Origin of the sequence: Pseudomonas sp. ENNP23, assembly GCF_001728945.1 — a bacterium.
GTDB classification, from domain to species: Bacteria; Pseudomonadota; Gammaproteobacteria; order Pseudomonadales; family Pseudomonadaceae; genus Metapseudomonas; species Metapseudomonas otitidis.
The window spans coordinates 69,079-86,016 of the sequence record NZ_LYSP01000022.1; the positions used below are offsets into that span (position 1 = coordinate 69,079).

The window sequence follows — 16,938 nt, forward strand, 5'->3', positions numbered from 1 at the left end:
GTTCGGTGACGAGGCTGGTGAGGGATTGCGCTGCGGTAAAGCCTGTTGCGAGCACGTCCCGTCATCGTCATCACGCGCCCTGACGTGGGGGCAAAAACACTTCGGTGCTCGCTCCGTACTCGGGCGGGGCGGAAAAGGTGGGGCGGGGATAACGCCCCTTCAGGAGGCCGAGCGGAGTCGGTGCAACGGGGGTCGAGCGGCATGGATGCCGCGAGAGGCGCGATCTGGCCATGGATGGCCTGTCGCGCCGTGCCCCCCGGGGCACCGATGGAGTGAGGGAAGTCCCGCGCAGCGGGACCCGGATGCAGGGGCAAGCCTTTTTGGTTTCTTTTGGGTGGTTCGGCGTTCCGACGACTGCCAAAAGAAACTCGCCAGGCAAGGCGAAACAGGGGCTCGCAGCACACGCAGTAATGAGCTGGGCTCCCTGACCTGCTGGCAGCACGCGACGCGGACATAGCCATGTTCTCCAGCCCTCCCGTGGCCGGCCGAGTCCATTGGGGTTGGTTGCTGAGTCTAGGTGCTCATTCGCTCCCAGGCGCGAGCAACAGGTTCGGCGCACGTCGCAGATACCCCTCCTCCGCCAGGCGCAGGTCGAGGTCGAGGCTGGCGAGGTCGTCGGCCTGGGCGTCGGCGTGGCTGTCGTGCTCCAGGTAGCAGTGCTTGAGGTAGCCCTGGCAGTTGGGGCAGGTCTCGGCGCGCAGGGGCGCCTTGTCGGCCGGGCGGTCGTCGCGTTCGACGCTGAGGTAGGCCAGGCGCTTGCTCTCCTGGCAGTGGCTGCACTTGACCCGCACGTAGTGCCATTCGCAACTGCACAGGGAGCAACTGAGGTAGCGCAGGCCGTTGTGCTGGCCGAGGTGGCGGACCATGCCGGCCACGGGCGGGGAGCCGCAGGCGGGGCAGACCACCTTGGCTTCGCCGTCCTGCACGCTGCCGGCGGGCAGTGCCAGCAGCCAGTGGCTGAAGGCGACCTGCAGGGCGCCCCCGAGGAAGGGGACGACGGCGGGTGGCAGCAGGTCGAACTGGCCGCTGAGCAGGCTGATGCCCCAGGCCTTGCGCTGGCCGGCGTCGGCCTGGCGCAGTTGCTGGAGGGCGGCGGCGACGGCGGGGTTGCCGGGGGCCGGCAGTTGGTCCAGCAGGGCATCCACGGCGGCCAGCCAGCCGTCGGCGCGCACCAGGGTTTCGAAGGGCAGCGGCGGCATGCGGTGCTCGCGGCTGCGGGCGACGGCTTCCGGGGCGGGGCCGGGCAGCGCGGGCGGGTTGTCGAGCACGCGCTGCTGGGCCTCGCAGAGGTCGGCGATCAGCAGCAGGTAGGCGGCCAGCGGGTGGCCGTCGGCGAGCTGGCGCAGGCGTTCGGCACGGCTGGCGAAGAGGTCGCGCTGCGGCAGGTGGAGGAAGGGCGGGATGTTCGCCGCGGCGGCGATCTGTTCCGGTTCGAGCAATTGGCCTGACACGCAGGACTCCTTGTGAAGGTGCTGGAGGGGGCGAGGTCAGTGCTTGCCGTCGCCCTTCTCGATGGATTTGAACCAGGCGCCATGGTGCTTGCGCGCCCAGGCCCGGCTGACCCAGCCGTTGAGCATGGCGCCGATGGAGCCTTTGACCCAGATGCCGGCGTAGATGTGCACGAGGATGCTGAGGATCAGCACCCAGGCGGCGAAGGCGTGCAGCAGCGCGGCGAGGCGGATCAGGTCGATGCCGAAGAAGTGGCTGAAGTACTGGCGCCAGATGACGATGCCGGTGAGCAGCAGGGTGATCATGGAGGCCAGCAGGACCCAGAAGAGGATCTTCTGCCCGGCGTTGTAGCGGCCGACTTCGGGGAGGCGGTCCTCACGGTTGTTGATGACGTCCTTCACCTGCCGCAGCCATTGGCCGTCGCCCTTCTCCCAGCGGTTGTGGTGGGCGAAGCGCAGGGCCAGGACGGCGAAGAACAGGCACATCGCCACGCCCAGGAAGGGGTGCAGGATGCGCGTCCAGGGGCCGCCGCCGAACAGGTGGGTGAGCCAGAACAGCGAGGGGTGGAACAGGGCCAGGCCGGACAGCCCGGCAAGGAAGAACAGGATGGCCACCGCCCAGTGGTTGCTGCGCTCGGAGGCGGTGTAGCGCTGGATGTCTTTGTTCATGTCGTACTCCGTAACCCGGGGGCGCGTCCCTGCACCCCTGACCGGCCCTCGCCCGCTGGGCGAGGGGGTTGTCTGTCAACGCGGCGCCCTGGGGTCGAACTCGTGGACCGAGGGGTCGACCTTGTGCACCGCCGGCTCGCTGGGGGGCGTTTCGTCCTCTTCCACGCGGTTGGGGCCGACCCGCACGTAGTGGAAGAAGCCGAGCAGCGCCACCGCGCCCATGGCCAGCAGGCCGAGGGGCTTGGTGATGCCCTTCCACAACCCGACCAGCGGGCTGATGGCAGGCGCCTCGGGCAGGCCGGCGTAGAGCGCGGGCTGGTCGGCATGGTGCAGCACGTACATGACGTGGGTGCCGCCGACGCCCTGCGGGTCGTACAGCCCGGCGTTGTCGTAGCCGCGCGACTTGAGGTCGACGATGCGCTCGGCGGCGTGCTCCTTCATGGCGTCCTTGGTGCCGAAGACGATGGCCCCGGTGGGGCAGGTCTTCACGCAGGCCGGTTCCAGCCCGACGGACACGCGGTCGGAACACAGGGTGCACTTGTACGCCTTGTGGTCCTTCTGCGAGATGCGCGGGATGTTGAAGGGGCAGCCGGTGATGCAGTAGCCGCAGCCGATGCACTTGTCCTGGTTGAAGTCGACGATGCCGTTGGCGTACTGGATGATCGCGCCGGGGCTCGGGCAGGCCGCGAGGCAGCCGGGTTCGGCGCAGTGCATGCAGCCGTCCTTGCGGATCAGCCACTCCAGTTTGTTCGCCTCGGGCTCGTGCTCGGTGAAGCGCATGACCGTCCAGGAGTCGGCCGTCAGGTCCATGGGGTTGTCGTACACCCCGTGGTTGTGGCCGACCTCGTCGCGCAGGTCGTTCCATTCGGAACAGGCGACCTGGCAGGCCTTGCAGCCGATGCACTTGGACACGTCGATCAGCTTGGCCACCTCGCCCAGTTGCCGCACGGACGGGCTGGGCGTGGTGGTGGCGGAGCGGGCAATGATGTCTTGTGAGGCCATGGCGCTGCTCCTATGCCTTTTCCAGCTTGACCAGGAACGACTTGAACTCCGGCGTCTGGGTGTTTCCATCCCCGACGAAGGGCGTCAGCGTGTTGGTCAGGTAGCCGTTGCGCGCCACGCCGGAGAAGCCCCAGTGCAGCGGGATGCCGATCTGGTGGACGGTCTTGCCGTCCACGTCGAGCGGGCGGATGCGCTTGGTGACCACGGCCACCGCCTTGATGTAGCCCCGCTGGGACGACACCTTGACCCGCTCGCCGGCAACGATGCCCAGCTCCCGCGCCAGCGCTTCGCCGATCTCGACGAACTGCTCGGGCTGGGCGATGGCGTTCAGCCGGCAATGCTTGGTCCAGAAGTGGAAGTGCTCGGTGAGGCGGTAGGTGGTCGCCGCATAGGGGAACTCGTCGGCGGTGCCGAGCATCTCGCGGTCCCCCGGGAACAGGCGGGCGGCGGGGTTGCTGGTGACCTTGCGGTTCTCCGGGTGCAGCGGGTTGCGGCCGATGGGCGTCTCGAACGGCTCGTAGTGCTCGGGGAAGGGCCCTTCGTTCATCTTGTCGAGGGCGAAGAATCGCGCGACGCCCTCGGGGTTCATGATGAACGGGTTCATGCCCTGCTCCGGCGGCACGTCGGCCTTGTAGTCGGGCACGTCGGTGCCGCTCCAGGCCTTGCCGTTCCACCACACCAGGCGCTTCTTCTTCGGGTCCCAGGGGTGCCCGTAGGGGTCGGCCGAGGCGCGGTTGTAGAGGATGCGCCGGTTGGCCGGCCAGGCCCAGGCCCAGCCGAGGGTCTGGCCCATGGCGTAGGGGTCGGCGTTGTCGCGGCGGGCCATCTGGTTGCCGGCGGCGGTCCAGCAGCCGGCGAAGATCCAGCAGCCGCTTGCGGTGCTGCCGTCGTCCCGCAGCAGGGCGAAGCCGGGCAGTTGCTCGCCGGCCTTGAGCAGCGGGGCGCCCGTGGCCGGGTCGTTGAGGTCGGCCAGGGCCTTGCCGTTGAACTCGCGGGCGATCTCGTCCGGGCCCGGCTCGTCGGGGCGCAGGTAGTTCCAGTCCAGCCCCAGGATGGGGTCGGGGAAGGCGCCGCCGTCGCGGGTATACGCCGCGCGCAGGCGGTGGAACAGCGCGCCCATGATGGCGATGTCGGTGCGGCATTGGCCCGGCGGCTCGGCGCCCTTCCAGTGCCACTGCAGCCAGCGCCCGCTGTTGACCAGGGAGCCGTCCTCTTCAGCGAAGCAGGTGGTGGGCAGGCGGAACACGGTGGTCTGGATGCTGGCGGTGTCGACGTCGTTGTACTCGCCGGCATTGCGCCAGAACTCGGACGTCTCGGTGGCCAGCGGGTCCATCACCACCAGGTACTTCAGCTTGGCCAGGCTGGCCACCACCTTGCCCTTGTTGGGGAACGAGGCGATGGGGTTGAAGCCCTGGCAGAAGTAGCCGTTGACCTTGCCCTGGTGCATCAGGTCGAAGTAGCGCAGCACGTCGTAGGCCGGCACGTCGAGCTTGGGCAGCCAGTCGTAGCACCAGTTGTTCTCGGCGGTGGCGGACTTGCCGAACCAGGCCTTCATCAGGCTGACGTGGAACTTGCCGTAGTTCTGCCAGTAGGACAGTTGCCCCGGCCGCGCGGGCTTGGCAGCCCGCTTGGCGATGTAGGCGGCGTAGTCCTGCTCGGCGTCGGCGGGCAGGCTCAGGTAGCCCGGCAGGGAGTTGGAGAGCAGCCCCAGGTCGGTCAGGCCCTGGATGTTGGAGTGGCCGCGCAGGGCGTTCATCCCGCCACCGGGCATGCCGATGTTGCCCAGCAGCAGTTGCACCATGGCGCCGGTGCGGATGATCTGCGAGCCCACCGAGTGCTGCGTCCAGCCGAGGGCATAGAGGATGGTCATGACCTTGCCGGGCGCGGAGGTCTCGGCGATCTGGCTCCAGACCTTCTGCAACTGCTCGGGCGGGGTGCCGCAGGTGCGGCTGACCACCTCGGGCGTGTAGCGGCTGTAGTGCTTCTTCATCAACTGGAACACGCAGCGCGGGTCTTCCAGCGTCGGGTCGACGCGGGCGTAGCCGTCCTCGCCCTTGGCGTAGCTCCAGGCGGACTTGTCCGGGTAGGCGCGCTTGGCCTCGTCGTAGCCGTTGAACAGGCCGTCTTCGAAGCTGAAGCCTTCGTTCACGATGAACGATGCATCGGTGTAGTGCCGGACGTACTCGTGCTGGATCTGGTTGGTGGTGATCAGGTAGTTGATCAGCCCCCCCAGGAACGCGATGTCGGTCCCGGTACGGATGGGTGCGTAGTAGTCGGCCACGGAAGCCGAGCGCGTGAAACGCGGGTCGACCACGATCAGCCGGGCCTTGTTGTGGGCCTTCGCTTCGGTCACCCATTTGAAGCCACAGGGGTGGGCTTCGGCAGCGTTGCCGCCCATGATCAGCACCAGATCGGCATTCTTGATGTCGGTCCAGTGGTTGGTCATGGCGCCACGGCCAAACGTCGGGGCAAGACCTGCCACCGTCGGGCCATGTCAGACACGTGCCTGGTTATCGAACCCCAGCATGCCCAGTGAACGCACCACCTTGTGGGTGATGTAGCCGGCTTCGTTGCTTGACGCCGACGCGGCGAGGAACCCGGTGGTGAGCCAGCGGTTGACCGTCTGCCCGGCGTCGTTCCTGGCTACGAAGTTGGCGTCGCGGTCCGCTTTCATCAGTTGGGCGATGCGGTCGAGCGCCTCGTCCCATTCGATGCGCTTCCACTCGCTGGAGCCGGCTTCGCGGACCTCGGGGTACTTCAGGCGGTTGGGGCTGTGGATGAAGTCCAGCAGGCCGGCGCCTTTCGGGCAGAGGGTGCCGCGGTTGACCGGGTGATCCGAATCACCCTCGATGTGGATGATGTTCTGCGCCACGTTCTTCGACGCATCGCCCTGGCTGTACATGATCAGGCCGCAGCCGACCGAGCAGTAGGGGCAGGTGTTGCGGGTTTCGACGGTTCGCGCCAGTTTGAAATGGCGCACCTGGTCGGCGAAGGCGACCGGGGGTGCCATCCCCAGCGCCGCCAGGCTCGATCCTCCAAGGCCTACACCGCAGACCTTGAAGAACTGTCGACGGTTCATGTCCATCGTGGGTTCTCCTGCATCAGGCAAGGGAGTCGCTCTTTGGCGACTCTTCAGCCTTGGAAGCTTAGTCAAGCGAACCGCACCGCGCATGGACCCAGAGCAATGGTTTGACCGAAATGCCCGAGCGGCACGTCAACCGGGCCGTTATCCCGCCGGGCGCAACTTCCTATGGTGAAGGCCCTTCTCCCCGCCCCGGTCCGCCATGAACACAGCCTATCCCCACCTGCTTTCGCCCCTGCACGTCGGCCCGCTGCACCTGCGCAACCGCGTGGTGATGGGCTCCATGCACACCGGCCTGGAAGACCGCCTGCGGGACTTCGACAAGCTGGCGGCCTACTACCGGGAGCGGGCGCGGGGCGGCGTCGGGCTGATCATCACCGGCGGCTTCGCGCCCAACCGGGAGGGCTGGTTGCTGCCCTTCGGCAGCAGCCTGACCCGCGGCCTGGAAGTGCCGGCCCACCGCCGCCTGACCCAGGCGGTGCACACCGAGGGCGGGCGCATCCTGCTGCAGATCCTGCATGCCGGGCGCTACGGCTATCACCCGCTGGTGGTGTCGGCCTCGCCGCTGAAGTCCCCCATCAGTTGGTTCGCCCCGCGCGAGCTGAGCGAGCGGGGCATCGAGCGCACCCTGCGGGCCTTCGTGCGCTGCGCGCGGCTGGCCAAGGCGGCGGCCTACGACGGGGTGGAGATCATGGGCAGCGAGGGCTACCTGCTGAACCAGTTCCTCTGCCCGCGCACCAACCAGCGCCGCGACCGCTGGGGTGGCTCGCTGGAGAACCGTATGCGCCTGGCGGTGGAGATCGTCCGGCGCATCCGCCGCATGGCCGGGGACGGCTTCGCCATTGGCTTCCGCCTGTCGCTGCTGGACCTGGTGGAGGGCGGCAACACCGCCGAGGAGGTGCAGCAGATCGCCCTGGCGCTGCAGGCGGCCGGCATCGACCTGCTCAACACCGGCATCGGCTGGCACGAGTCGCGGGTGCCCACCATCGTCACCTCGGTGCCGCGCGGGGCCTTTGCCGAGGTCAGCGCACGGCTGCGGCGCGTGCTGCAGGTGCCGGTGGTGGCCAGCAACCGCATCAACACCCCGGAGCTGGCCGAGGCGCTGATCGCCAACGGCCAGGCGGACCTGGTGTCCATGGCCCGGCCGCTGCTGGCCGATCCGCAGTTCGTCGCCAAGGCGGCGGCGGGCCGGCCCGAGGCGATCAACACCTGCATCGCCTGCAACCAGGCCTGCCTGGACCACGCCTTCGCCAACCGCCGCGCCAGTTGCCTGGTCAATCCACGGGCCGGCTTCGAGACCGAGCTGCGCTACCGCCGCACCCGCCAGCCCAAGCGCATCGCCGTGGTCGGCGCCGGGCCGGCGGGGCTTTCCGCCGCCTGCGTGGCCGCCGAGCGCGGGCACCGGGTGACGCTGTTCGAGGCGGCGGGCGAGATCGGCGGGCAGTTCAACCTGGCCCGGCGCATCCCCGGCAAGGCGGAGTTCGACGAGACGCTGCGCTACTTCCGCACCCGTCTGGCAGAGCTGGGGGTGGAGCTGGTGCTCAACCGCCGCATCGGCCCCGGCGAGCTGAGCGGCCATTACGACGAGGTGGTGGTGGCCACCGGGGTGCGCCCCCGCGCGCTGGCGCTGCCGGGCGGCGAACACCCCAGGGTGCTCAGCTACGCCGAGGTGCTGTTGGGCGCGCCGGTGGGCGAACGGGTGGCGCTGGTGGGGGCCGGTGGCATCGGCTTCGATCTGGCGGCCTTCCTGCTGCAGCCGCACACGCCGGACCCGGCACGCTGGCGCGCCGAGTGGGGCATCGACCTGCAAGGCACCACGTCCGGTGGGCTGGTTCCGCCGCTCGCCCTGCAGCCGCAGCGGGAGCTGTGGCTGCTGCAACGCAAGCCGGCACCCCTCGGCCGGGGGCTGGGCAAGACCAGCGGCTGGGTCCACCGCGCCCACCTGCAACGCCTGGGCGCGCGGATGCTGGGCGGGGTGGAATACCTGCGCGTGGACAACGACGGCCTGCACATCCGCCACGACGGGCGCGAGCAGGTGCTGCCTGTGGATAACGTGGTGATCTGCGCCGGCCAGGAACCCGTGCGCGACCTGCACCCGGTGCAGGGCTCCGACCACCTGCGCCTGCACCTCATAGGCGGCGCCCGCCGCGCCGGCGAACTCGACGCCAAGCGCGCCATCCGCGAAGGCGCCGAATTGGCCGCGCGGTTGTGAGGGTCTTCGAGATTCCTGGCCATGTGGATAGAAGCCGGTGGGCTGAAGCGGAACGCCGTCCGGCCCACCCTACGGTCGATCCCCCAACCCGTGTGGCAACACCCTGTGGGAGCACTTTCAACATCGATGCGGTTCGCCGAGCTCACCGCATCCTACGGCCCGCTCCATCCGTAGGATGGGCTGAGCTGTGCGAAGCCCATCGGGGTGCATGGCGGTGGGGTCGATCCACCGATGCCGCGCTCATGGGCCGCTGGGTGCTTCACGCATCCCAGTCGGTGTCGTCCTGCAGGCGTTCGGCGAGGTGGTCGAGGAGCAGGCGCAGGGCGTGGGGCATCTGCCGGCGGCTGCCGTATAGGGCGTAGATGCCGAGCACCTGGGGCTCATGGTCGGGCAGCAGTTGCACCAGGTCGCCGCTGCGCACCAGGGCAGCCACCGAGTAGCGCGGTTGCAGGCTGATGCCCTGCCCCGCCAGGGTGGCCTCCAGCAACACCATGGATTCGTTGGCGCTGAGCCGGCCGCTGACCGGCACGGCGCTGGGCTCGTCGTCACGGAAGAAGGTCCACAGGCTGCGACCGAAATAGGAGTAGGTGAGGCAGTCATGGCGCACCAGGTCCTCGGGGGTACGCGGCAGGCCGTGGCGGGCGACGTAGTCCGGGGTGGCGCAGACCATCGAGCGGCAGGTGCCGAGGCGCCGGGCGATGAGGTTGGGGTCGAGCTGGTTGGTGATGCGCAGGGCCAGGTCGATGCGTTCCTCGATCAGGTTGACCGCCTGGCTGTTCACCAGCAGGTCGATGCCCACCGCCGGATACTGCTGCTGGAAGCGGCCGATCTCATGCACCAGCCAGGCCTGGGCGAAGGACTGGCTGCAGGTGACCCGCAGGCGGCCGCTGGGCGCCTCGCGGTGGTCACGCCCGAGGCTCTGCATGGATTCGGCCAGGGCGCAGACCTCCCGGCACTGCGGCAGCATCTGCTCGCCGGTGCCGGTCAGGCTCAGGCGCCGGGTGCTGCGGTGCAGCAGGCGTGCGCCGGCCCACTCCTCCAGCGCGGCGAGGTAGCGCGAGATCATCGCCCGCGACATGTCCAGGGCATCGGCAGCGGCGGTCTGGCTGCCCCGCTCCACCACTTCGACGAAGACGCGCATGGCAGTGATCCGATCCATGTCTATGCTCGCTATGTGCAATAAAGAAGCGCGGATTATGGCGTTTTTTGCCGTCTATCACGCAACTATCCTGCACGCCGTCACCCACTCACCGAGGTAGCCCACCATGGCCCCGTTCGCTCTCATCCGCCGCCTGCTGGCCGGCGCCCTGCTCAGCGCCGCCGCCGGCAGCGCCCTGGCCCAGCAACCCCTGGAACTGCAGGTCTACAACCCCGGCGAGAAAGCCGTGTTCCCGGTCAGCTCCTCCCTGCTGCTGGGCGAGAAGGACGCCCTGCTGGTGGACGCGCAGTTCTCCAGCCACCAGGCCGATGACCTGGTCAAGCGTATCCAGGCCAGCGGCCGCCGCCTGACCACCATCTTCATCAGCCACGGCGACCCGGACTTCTACTTCGGCCTGGACACCCTGGTGCGCGCCTTCCCGGACGCCAAGGTACTGGCCACCCCGCAGACCATCGCCCACATCCAGGCCACCAAGGACCTGAAGCTGGCCCACTGGGGCCCGATCCTCAAGGACGGCGCACCGCGCAACCTGGTGGTGCCGCAACCGCTGCAGGGCGACAGCCTGACCCTGGAAGGCGAACGCATCCGTGTGATCGGCCTGGAAGGTCCGGACCCGAGCCACACCAGCCTCTGGGTGCCGTCCCTGCGCACCGTGCTGGGTGGCGTGCTGGTCAGCGGCAACATGCATGTCTGGACCGCCGACTCGCAGACCGTCGAATCCCGCCGCAACTGGGTCGGCGCGCTGGACGCCCTGGAAGCGCTGCAACCGCAACGCGTGGTCCCCGGCCACTACCTGGGCGAACCGGCCAAGGGCCTGGGCGACCTGCAGTTCACCCGCGACTACCTCAAGGCTCTGGAGCAGGAACTGCCCCGCGCCAAGGACGCCCAGGCCCTGGTCGCCGCGATGAAGAAGCGCTACCCCGACCTGCACGGCGTGGAAGACCTGGAACTGAGCGCCAAGGTGCTCAAGGGCGAGATGCAGTGGCCCTGATCTGAGACAGCGACCGGGGGGCGGCGGCATAATCGCCGCCCTCTTCGTTTCAGGAGATTCCCCCATGCCCAATGCCTGGTGGCTGCTCGCCCTGCCCTTCGTCGCCGGTTCCTTCCTCCCGCTCCAGGCGGGCATCAATGGCCAGTTGGCCAGGCAGGTCTCCAGCGTCATGAGCGCGGCGCTGATCTCCTTCCTGGTGGGCACGGTGGCGCTGTTCATCGTCGCCACCGCGCAACGCGAGCTGCCCAGCTTCACGGTGCTCAAGGGCCTCACCTGGTGGCACTGGAGCGGCGGCCTGCTGGGGGCCGTGTTCATCGCCACCGCCGCCTTCGCCGGGCCGCGCATAGGCGCGCTGCTGTTCATGACGCTGGTGCTCGCCGGGCAGTTGAGCATGGCCCTGGCGCTCGATCATTTCGGCTGGGCCGGCTACCGCGAGGCCCCCATCAGTGTCGGCAAGCTGGCCGGCCTGGGCCTGATCATCGCCGGTGTGTGGTTGATCCGCCGCGGCTGACCGGCCGTCAGACAAAGGTCTGACAAGACAGTGGCCAGTTGATGTCAATACGGAACCGGGTAAGCTCTGGCCACCAGCCGTATTTGTGATCACAACGCATGACTGACACAGAGCTGCCCCACCAGCCGGAGACCTTCCCGCTCTGGCGCGAGATCCAGGACACCCGCACCCGCACCCGCCTTGGCGGCCTCTACTACCTGTTGGCCTGGATCATTGCCTGGGCCTTCAGCGCCGCCCCCGGCGAGCACCTGCTGCTGGGCCTGGGCGGCACGCTGCTGTTCGGCGCCCTGCTGGTGGCGCGCCTCCGCCACTGTCCGGGCACGGCCGCCACCCAGGCGCAGCTCAAGTGCTGGCTGGACACCCACTGGGGGCTGATCCTGCTCACCTGCCTGGCCTGGGGCCTGGCCCATGCCTACATGATCCTCGCGCCCGACTTCCGGGACGCCCGCATCATCGGCACCCTCAGCACCGTCGCCTTCGGCACCGCCATGGCCTTCAACTTCGCCATGCGTCGCACCTGGGCCATGTTCGCGCTGATGCTGCTGTACCTGCCGGGCCTGGCCGCGATGCTGCTGGCCCCCGAGCGGCTCACCGCCGAGCTGGTGACCCTGGCCTTCTACCTCAGCTACCTGCTGCTGGCCCTCAACCGCAGCCACCGCGAATACCAGGGCACCCTGAAACTGGAGATGGAGCTGCTGTTGCAGCGCCAGCGCCTGGATGCCCTCAGCCGCACCGATGGGCTGACCCTGCTGGGCAACCGCCACCAGTTCAACAACCTGTTCCCGGCCATGGTCGCCCACGCCGCCCGTGAGGGCTCGCCGCTGTCGCTGGTGCTGCTGGACATCGACTTCTTCAAGCGCATCAACGACGAGTACGGTCACACCGCCGGCGACCGCTGCCTGGAGCAGTTCGCCCAGCGCATGCGCCAGGTGTTCCGCCGTGACAGCGACGCCCTGCTGCGCCTGGGTGGCGAAGAGTTCGGCGTGCTGATGCCCGGCACCACGCGGGAGCAGGCCGTGCAACTGGGCGAGAGCTTCCGCGCCGCCCTGGCCCGCGAGGGCCTGACCTATGACGGGCACACCCTGCCGATGACCACCAGCCTCGGCGTCGGCTGCTTCGACCCGCAGCACGACGCCAGTGCCGAGGCCTTCTTCAAGCGCGTGGACGATGCCCTGTACCGCGCCAAGAGCCGCGGCCGCGACCGGGTGGAGACCGCCTAGGCCGCCACCCGCCGCCCAGCCTCAGAGGCGGAAGCGCCCCACCTGCCCGGCCAGGTCGTCGGCCAGCCGGCTGAGTGCCTGGCACTCCTCGCGGCAGCCGCGCACCTCGCCGGCGGTGGCACCGGCCAGGTCGGCGATGCCCTGCACGTTGCGGTTGATCTCTTCGGTGACCGAGGACTGCTCTTCGGTGGCCGCCGCCACCTGGTGGTTCATGTCGCTGATGGCCTCCACCTGGTCGGTGATCGCCGACAGCGACTGGCCGGTGCGCTGGCTGGCCTCGACGCCGGTGCCGGTGGCCGATTGCCCGGCGCGCATGGAGCTGACGGCCGTTTCCGCGCCGCTCTTGAGGCGCTGGATCATCTGCTGGATTTCGTCGGTGGACGCCTGGGTGCGGCTGGCCAGGGTGCGCACCTCGTCGGCCACCACGGCGAAGCCGCGACCCATTTCGCCGGCCCGCGCCGCTTCGATGGCGGCGTTCAGTGCCAGCAGGTTGGTCTGCTCGGAAATGCCCCGGATCACCGCCAGCACCTGGTCGATGGACGCCACCTGCTCGGCCAGCTCGGTGACCGCCATGGCCGCCTCGCCGATCTCCCCGGACATGCGCTCGATGTGACGGATGGAATCCCCCACCACCTGGCGCGCCTGCACCGCTTCGTCCCGCGCCTTCTGCGAGCTGAGCGCGGCGCTGCCGGCGTTGCGGGCGATCTCCTGCACGGTCAGGCCCATCTCGTGGACCGCCGTGGCCACCATGTCGGTCATCTCCTGCTGGCGGCCGGCGCGCTGGGCGGTGTTCTCCACCACCCTGGTCACCTGGCCCACCGCATCGCGCAGGCTGTGGCTGGTGCCGAGCACGTCGGCGATCAGCCCGCGCTGGCTCTCCAGGAAGCGGTTGAAGCCCCGTGCCAGGTCGCCCAGTTCGTCGGCGCGGCTGTCGTCCAGGCGCCGGGTCAGGTCGCCACCGCCACCGCCGATCTCCACCAGCGCCGCCGTCACCTGGCGGATCGGCCGCACCAGCCCACGGGCCAGCAGCACCACCAGCAACAGCGAGAGCAGCGCCACGCCGATGCCCACCAGGCAGGTGGTGATCAGCGCCTGGCGTGCCTCGGCGTAGATCTCGCCTTCGGGCACCTCGCTCACCAGCACCCAGTCCACCGACTGCAGCGGCTGGGCCAGCGCCAGGAAGGGCTGGCCGTCACGCTCGAAGCGCACCGCCTGGCCCTGGCCGCCCAGCAGCGCGCGGGCGGCGTCGGCGCTGGTCAGGTCGGCCAGGGTGCGGCTGTCGTTGTAGTCCGACTGCGGGTGGATCTTCACCTTGCCGTCGGCGCTGGCCAGGTACACCCGGCCGCTCTCGCCGAAACGGAAGTCGCGGATCATCGCCGACATCGCCCCCAGCCCGTAGCCCAGGCCCGCCACCCCCAGGGTGCGACCACCGGCACTGACCCGCTGGTTGATGAACAGCGTCGGCAGGCGGGTGTTCTTGTCCACGTCGATGTCCAGCGAGCGCGGCTTGCCGCCATCGAGGAAGCCGTAGAACCAGGCGTTCTCCGCCGGCCCACGGGTCAGGGTGCGGTCCAGGCCCTTGCCGGTGTAGTAGTGCCCGCTGTCCTGGCTGACCAGGAAGGTGACCAGGGCGTTGTGCTGCGCCTGCACGCCGCCCAGGTAGCGCACGAAGTCCGCCTGGCGCGCCGGGTCCTCGCCGGCGCCGAGCCAGTCGTGCACCAGGCTGTTGTCCGCCAGGGAGCGCGCCGCTGTCAGCGGCTCGGCCAGCACCCGCTCCAGGTCGTTGCGGATGGCCAGGGTGCTCTTGGGCAACGCCTCGCCCACCAGGTAGCGGTCGCTCAGGCGGAAGACCACCGCCGAGTAGAGACCGACCACGATGAGGATGCTCACCAGCAGGGCCGCGCCCATGCTGAGGATCAACTGCCATTGGATACTGCGTTGCCAGAGGCGCATGGGCCTGTCTCCTGGGACTGTGTGGCTGAAAGGCACGCGACCGCCCTGCTCCGCCGGCACGCGCCGACGAGCCGCTACGATCCGGGGCGGGCAGGTGGGGCTCCTGGGGAGGGGGCGAGGCGTTCGGACATGCCTGTCCGGTTACGCGCCCGACCGCGCGCGAAGGCACGGGGGCCGGGCGGGACGGCGGATTGTATACACGAAGCCGGACGATCCGGCAGCCCGCCCACCCTGTTTTCTCGACCTAAAGGTCAAGTTGCGCGAGCGGCGCTAGTCGATCACCCGGAACTCCAGACGCGCGGTCGCCCCGGCCTCGTCCAGCAGGCTCAACTGGTGGCTCCCCACCTCACCGGGCCATGCGTCCAGGGCGCCTTCCGGGCTGCTCTCGCCCAGGGGCGTGCCGTCGAGGAACCACCAGCGCCGGCCACTGCCTCCCAGGCTCGACAGGCGCACCCGCAGCGGGCCCGCACTGGCCGCCGGGCGGCGCACCTGCTCGCCTTCGCGCAGGCCGACGATGGACAGCGGCGCGGCGCCGGGCAGCAACACCGGCGGGCACGTTGGCGAGGGCGGCGGCAGGCGCCCGGCCAGGCGTTCGCGCCGGGGCAGCCAGGGCTCCAGCGGGGCGGGCCACAGCGCCACCTCGCGGGGCTGGGTGCCAGAGCAGCCCGGCGCGGTGCGCCGGCCCTGGGCGTCCACCCACCAGGTCTGGCGCAGGCCCAGGCCCAGCGGCTGGTCGGCCGCCAGCAGGGTCGGCGGGGTGGTGCCGTCGAGGGTCCAGGCCAGGCGCGGCCGGCGGCAGTTGGGGTCGTCCCGGTCCAGGGGCTGGCCGAGGGGCCAGCAGATCGCCGCGATGCCCACCGAGTCCGGGCGTGTGTCCGCCGGGGGCAGCACGCCGCGCTGGGCGTCGCGGTTGAGCAGCACATCGTGCACCTGCATCAGCAGCGGCGCCGCCGAGGCCAGGCCGAACTGGCCCGGCACCGGGGTGCCGTCGGGGCGGCCGATCCACACGCCCACCAGGTAGCGCGGCCCCACGCCCATGGCCCAGGCATCGCGGAAGCCGTAGCTGGTGCCGGTCTTCAAGGCCAGCAGCGGGCCCAGCGGCGCCGGGGCCTGGGGGTCCAGGTCCGGGCGGGACTGGCCGGCGAGGATGCGCCGCACGATCCACGCCGCTCCGGGGGACAGCAGGCGCCGCTCGCGCAGTCCCTCGTCCGGCTGCAAGCGCGGTGCAGCGGCACGGCCCTCGCGGGCCAGTGCGGCGTAGGCGCCCACCAGGTCCTCCAGCCGCGCTCCGGCACCGCCCAGCACCAGCGCCAGGTTCGGCTCGGCGCCGGCCGGCAGCACCAGCGGCAGGCCGGCGCTGCGCAGCTCACCGGCGAAGCGCTTCGGCCCGTAGGCCTCCAGCAATTGCACGGCCGGCAGGTTGAGGGAGGTGGCCAGGGCCTCGCTGGCCGCCACCGGCCCGCTGAAACCGGTGGAGAAGTTGCCGGGGCGGTAGTCGCCGTAGCGGCGCGGCACGTCCTGCAGCAGCGATTCGGAATGGATCAGCCCGGCGTCCAGGGCCAGGCCATAGAGGAACGGTTTGAGGGTGGAGCCGGGGGAACGCAGCGAGGTGACCATGTCGACGTGGCCGAAGCGGCGGGCGTCGTCCAGCTCCACCGACCCCAGGTAGGCACGCACCGCCATGCTCGGGTGCTCCACCACCAGGATCGCCGCCGAGGTGCGCTCCGGCAGCTTCGCCCGCCAGCCCAGCAGCAGGCTTTCCAGCCGCCGCTGCAGGGCGGCGTCGACGGTGGTGCGGATCAGCGGCGGGCTGCCCGGCCGGTTCAGCCGCCGCGCCAGCAGCGGCGCCAGGTTCGGCTCCTGGCGCGGCGCCAGCAGCACCGGCTCCTGCAGGGTTTCGTCCACCACCGCCTGGGGCCACACGCCGTACTCGGCGAGGCGCTTGAGCACCTTGTCCCGCGCGGCGGTGGCGCGCTCGGGGTGGCGGTCCGGGCGCAAGCGGCTGGGGGCCTGGGGCAGCACCGCGAGCAAGGCGGCCTCGGCGCGGGTCAGTTGCGAGGGCGGTTTGCCGAGGTAGGCCCAACTGGCCGCCGCGACGCCCTGCAGGGTGCCGCCGAAGGGTGCGCGGTCCAGGTAGAGGGTGAGGATCTGCGCCTTGGACAGGTGCCATTCCAACTGCAAGGTGCGCCACAACTGGCGCAGCTTGCCGGTGAAGGTCCGCGGGTGGGGGTCGAGCAGCCGCGCCACCTGCATCGACAGGGTGCTGCCGCCGGAGAGCACCCGGCCGCCGCTGAGGTTCTGCCAGGCGGCGCGCCCCAGGGCCAGCGGGTTGACCCCGGGGTGGCGGTAGAACCAGCGGTCCTCGTAGGTGAGCAACGCCTCCAGGTAATAGGGCGAGACCTGGTCCGGGGTCACCGGGTAGCGCCACACGCCGTCGGCATCGGCGAAGCGCCACAGCGGGGTGCCGTCCTCGGCCAGCACCACCCGTGCGCGGTCGTCGACCGGAAGTGGCAGCGGGAACAGGCGGTCGGCCAGCCACAGCAGCGCCAGCAGCAGGAGCGGCACGCTGATCCAGCGGCGCCGCGCCAGGCGGCGGGCGCCACGGTGGCAGGTGGAAAGCAACGACACGAAGGGCACTCCAGGCAGCATCGGACAACGGCCGGCCCCGCCACCGCAAGGGGGTGGGGCCGG

At 70.0% G+C, this 16,938-nt stretch carries 11 protein-coding genes and 1 pseudogene; 4 read left to right on the forward strand and 8 right to left on the reverse strand.

Annotated elements, in window-relative coordinates; genetic code table 11:
• Positions 1 to 521 precede the first annotated feature (521 nt).
• The 4 genes from fdhE to fdnG form a co-directional block, all read right to left on the reverse strand.
• Entirely contained in the window at positions 522 to 1,451 is a 930-nt protein-coding gene (gene fdhE / locus A9G05_RS14030) for a formate dehydrogenase accessory protein FdhE (RefSeq protein ID WP_069561566.1), read from the reverse strand.
• Between the two features lie 36 nt (positions 1,452 to 1,487).
• A complete protein-coding gene (locus A9G05_RS14035; RefSeq protein ID WP_069561567.1) occupies positions 1,488 to 2,117 on the reverse strand; it encodes a formate dehydrogenase subunit gamma in 630 nt (209 codons plus the stop codon).
• 75 nt (positions 2,118 to 2,192) lie between these two features.
• Positions 2,193 to 3,119: a formate dehydrogenase subunit beta gene (fdxH, locus tag A9G05_RS14040; protein ID WP_069561568.1), complete on the reverse strand. Its 927-nt coding sequence runs from the start codon at positions 3,117 to 3,119 to the stop codon at positions 2,193 to 2,195.
• 10 nt (positions 3,120 to 3,129) lie between these two features.
• Positions 3,130 to 6,204, reverse strand: coding sequence for a formate dehydrogenase-N subunit alpha (gene fdnG, locus A9G05_RS14045; RefSeq protein WP_139131158.1), 3,075 nt, complete (start codon positions 6,202 to 6,204; stop codon positions 3,130 to 3,132).
• A gap of 199 nt (positions 6,205 to 6,403) precedes the next feature.
• Here fdnG and A9G05_RS14055 point away from each other — a divergent pair, with 199 nt between their 5' ends.
• Positions 6,404 to 8,413 (forward strand): NADPH-dependent 2,4-dienoyl-CoA reductase, encoded by a 2,010-nt coding sequence (locus A9G05_RS14055; protein WP_069561571.1) that lies wholly within the window; start codon positions 6,404 to 6,406, stop codon positions 8,411 to 8,413.
• 259 nt (positions 8,414 to 8,672) lie between these two features.
• Here A9G05_RS14055 and A9G05_RS14060 read toward each other — a convergent pair whose 3' ends face one another.
• Positions 8,673 to 9,572, reverse strand: coding sequence for a LysR family transcriptional regulator (locus A9G05_RS14060; protein WP_069561572.1), 900 nt, complete (start codon positions 9,570 to 9,572; stop codon positions 8,673 to 8,675).
• Positions 9,573 to 9,678: 106 nt separating this feature from the next.
• Between A9G05_RS14060 and A9G05_RS14065 the strand changes: the two genes are divergently transcribed.
• The 3 genes from A9G05_RS14065 (at position 9,679) to A9G05_RS14075 (ending at position 12,294) form a co-directional block, all read left to right on the forward strand.
• Positions 9,679 to 10,563 carry an MBL fold metallo-hydrolase gene (locus tag A9G05_RS14065; RefSeq protein ID WP_069561573.1) on the forward strand — a complete coding sequence of 295 codons (885 nt, stop codon included), beginning with the start codon at positions 9,679 to 9,681 and terminating at the stop codon, positions 10,561 to 10,563.
• A 64-nt stretch (positions 10,564 to 10,627) separates the two neighbouring features.
• Positions 10,628 to 11,074, forward strand: a complete 447-nt coding sequence (locus A9G05_RS14070; RefSeq protein WP_069561574.1) for a DMT family transporter — start codon at positions 10,628 to 10,630, stop codon at positions 11,072 to 11,074.
• Positions 11,075 to 11,172: 98 nt separating this feature from the next.
• Positions 11,173 to 12,294 carry a GGDEF domain-containing protein gene (locus A9G05_RS14075; protein WP_069561575.1) on the forward strand — a complete coding sequence of 374 codons (1,122 nt, stop codon included), beginning with the start codon at positions 11,173 to 11,175 and terminating at the stop codon, positions 12,292 to 12,294.
• A 21-nt stretch (positions 12,295 to 12,315) separates the two neighbouring features.
• Here A9G05_RS14075 and A9G05_RS28465 read toward each other — a convergent pair whose 3' ends face one another.
• The 3 genes and pseudogenes from A9G05_RS28465 to pbpC all read right to left on the reverse strand — a co-directional run bounded on the left by A9G05_RS28465 (position 12,316) and on the right by pbpC (position 16,875).
• Positions 12,316 to 13,053, reverse strand: a complete 738-nt coding sequence (locus tag A9G05_RS28465) for a methyl-accepting chemotaxis protein (RefSeq protein ID WP_371850565.1) — start codon at positions 13,051 to 13,053, stop codon at positions 12,316 to 12,318.
• Positions 13,054 to 13,179: 126 nt separating this feature from the next.
• Positions 13,180 to 14,247: pseudogene (locus tag A9G05_RS28470) on the reverse strand (cache domain-containing protein); the annotation flags it as partial.
• Positions 14,248 to 14,517: 270 nt separating this feature from the next.
• A complete protein-coding gene (gene pbpC, locus A9G05_RS14085) occupies positions 14,518 to 16,875 on the reverse strand; it encodes a peptidoglycan glycosyltransferase PbpC (RefSeq protein ID WP_371850564.1) in 2,358 nt (785 codons plus the stop codon).
• Positions 16,876 to 16,938 lie beyond the last annotated feature (63 nt).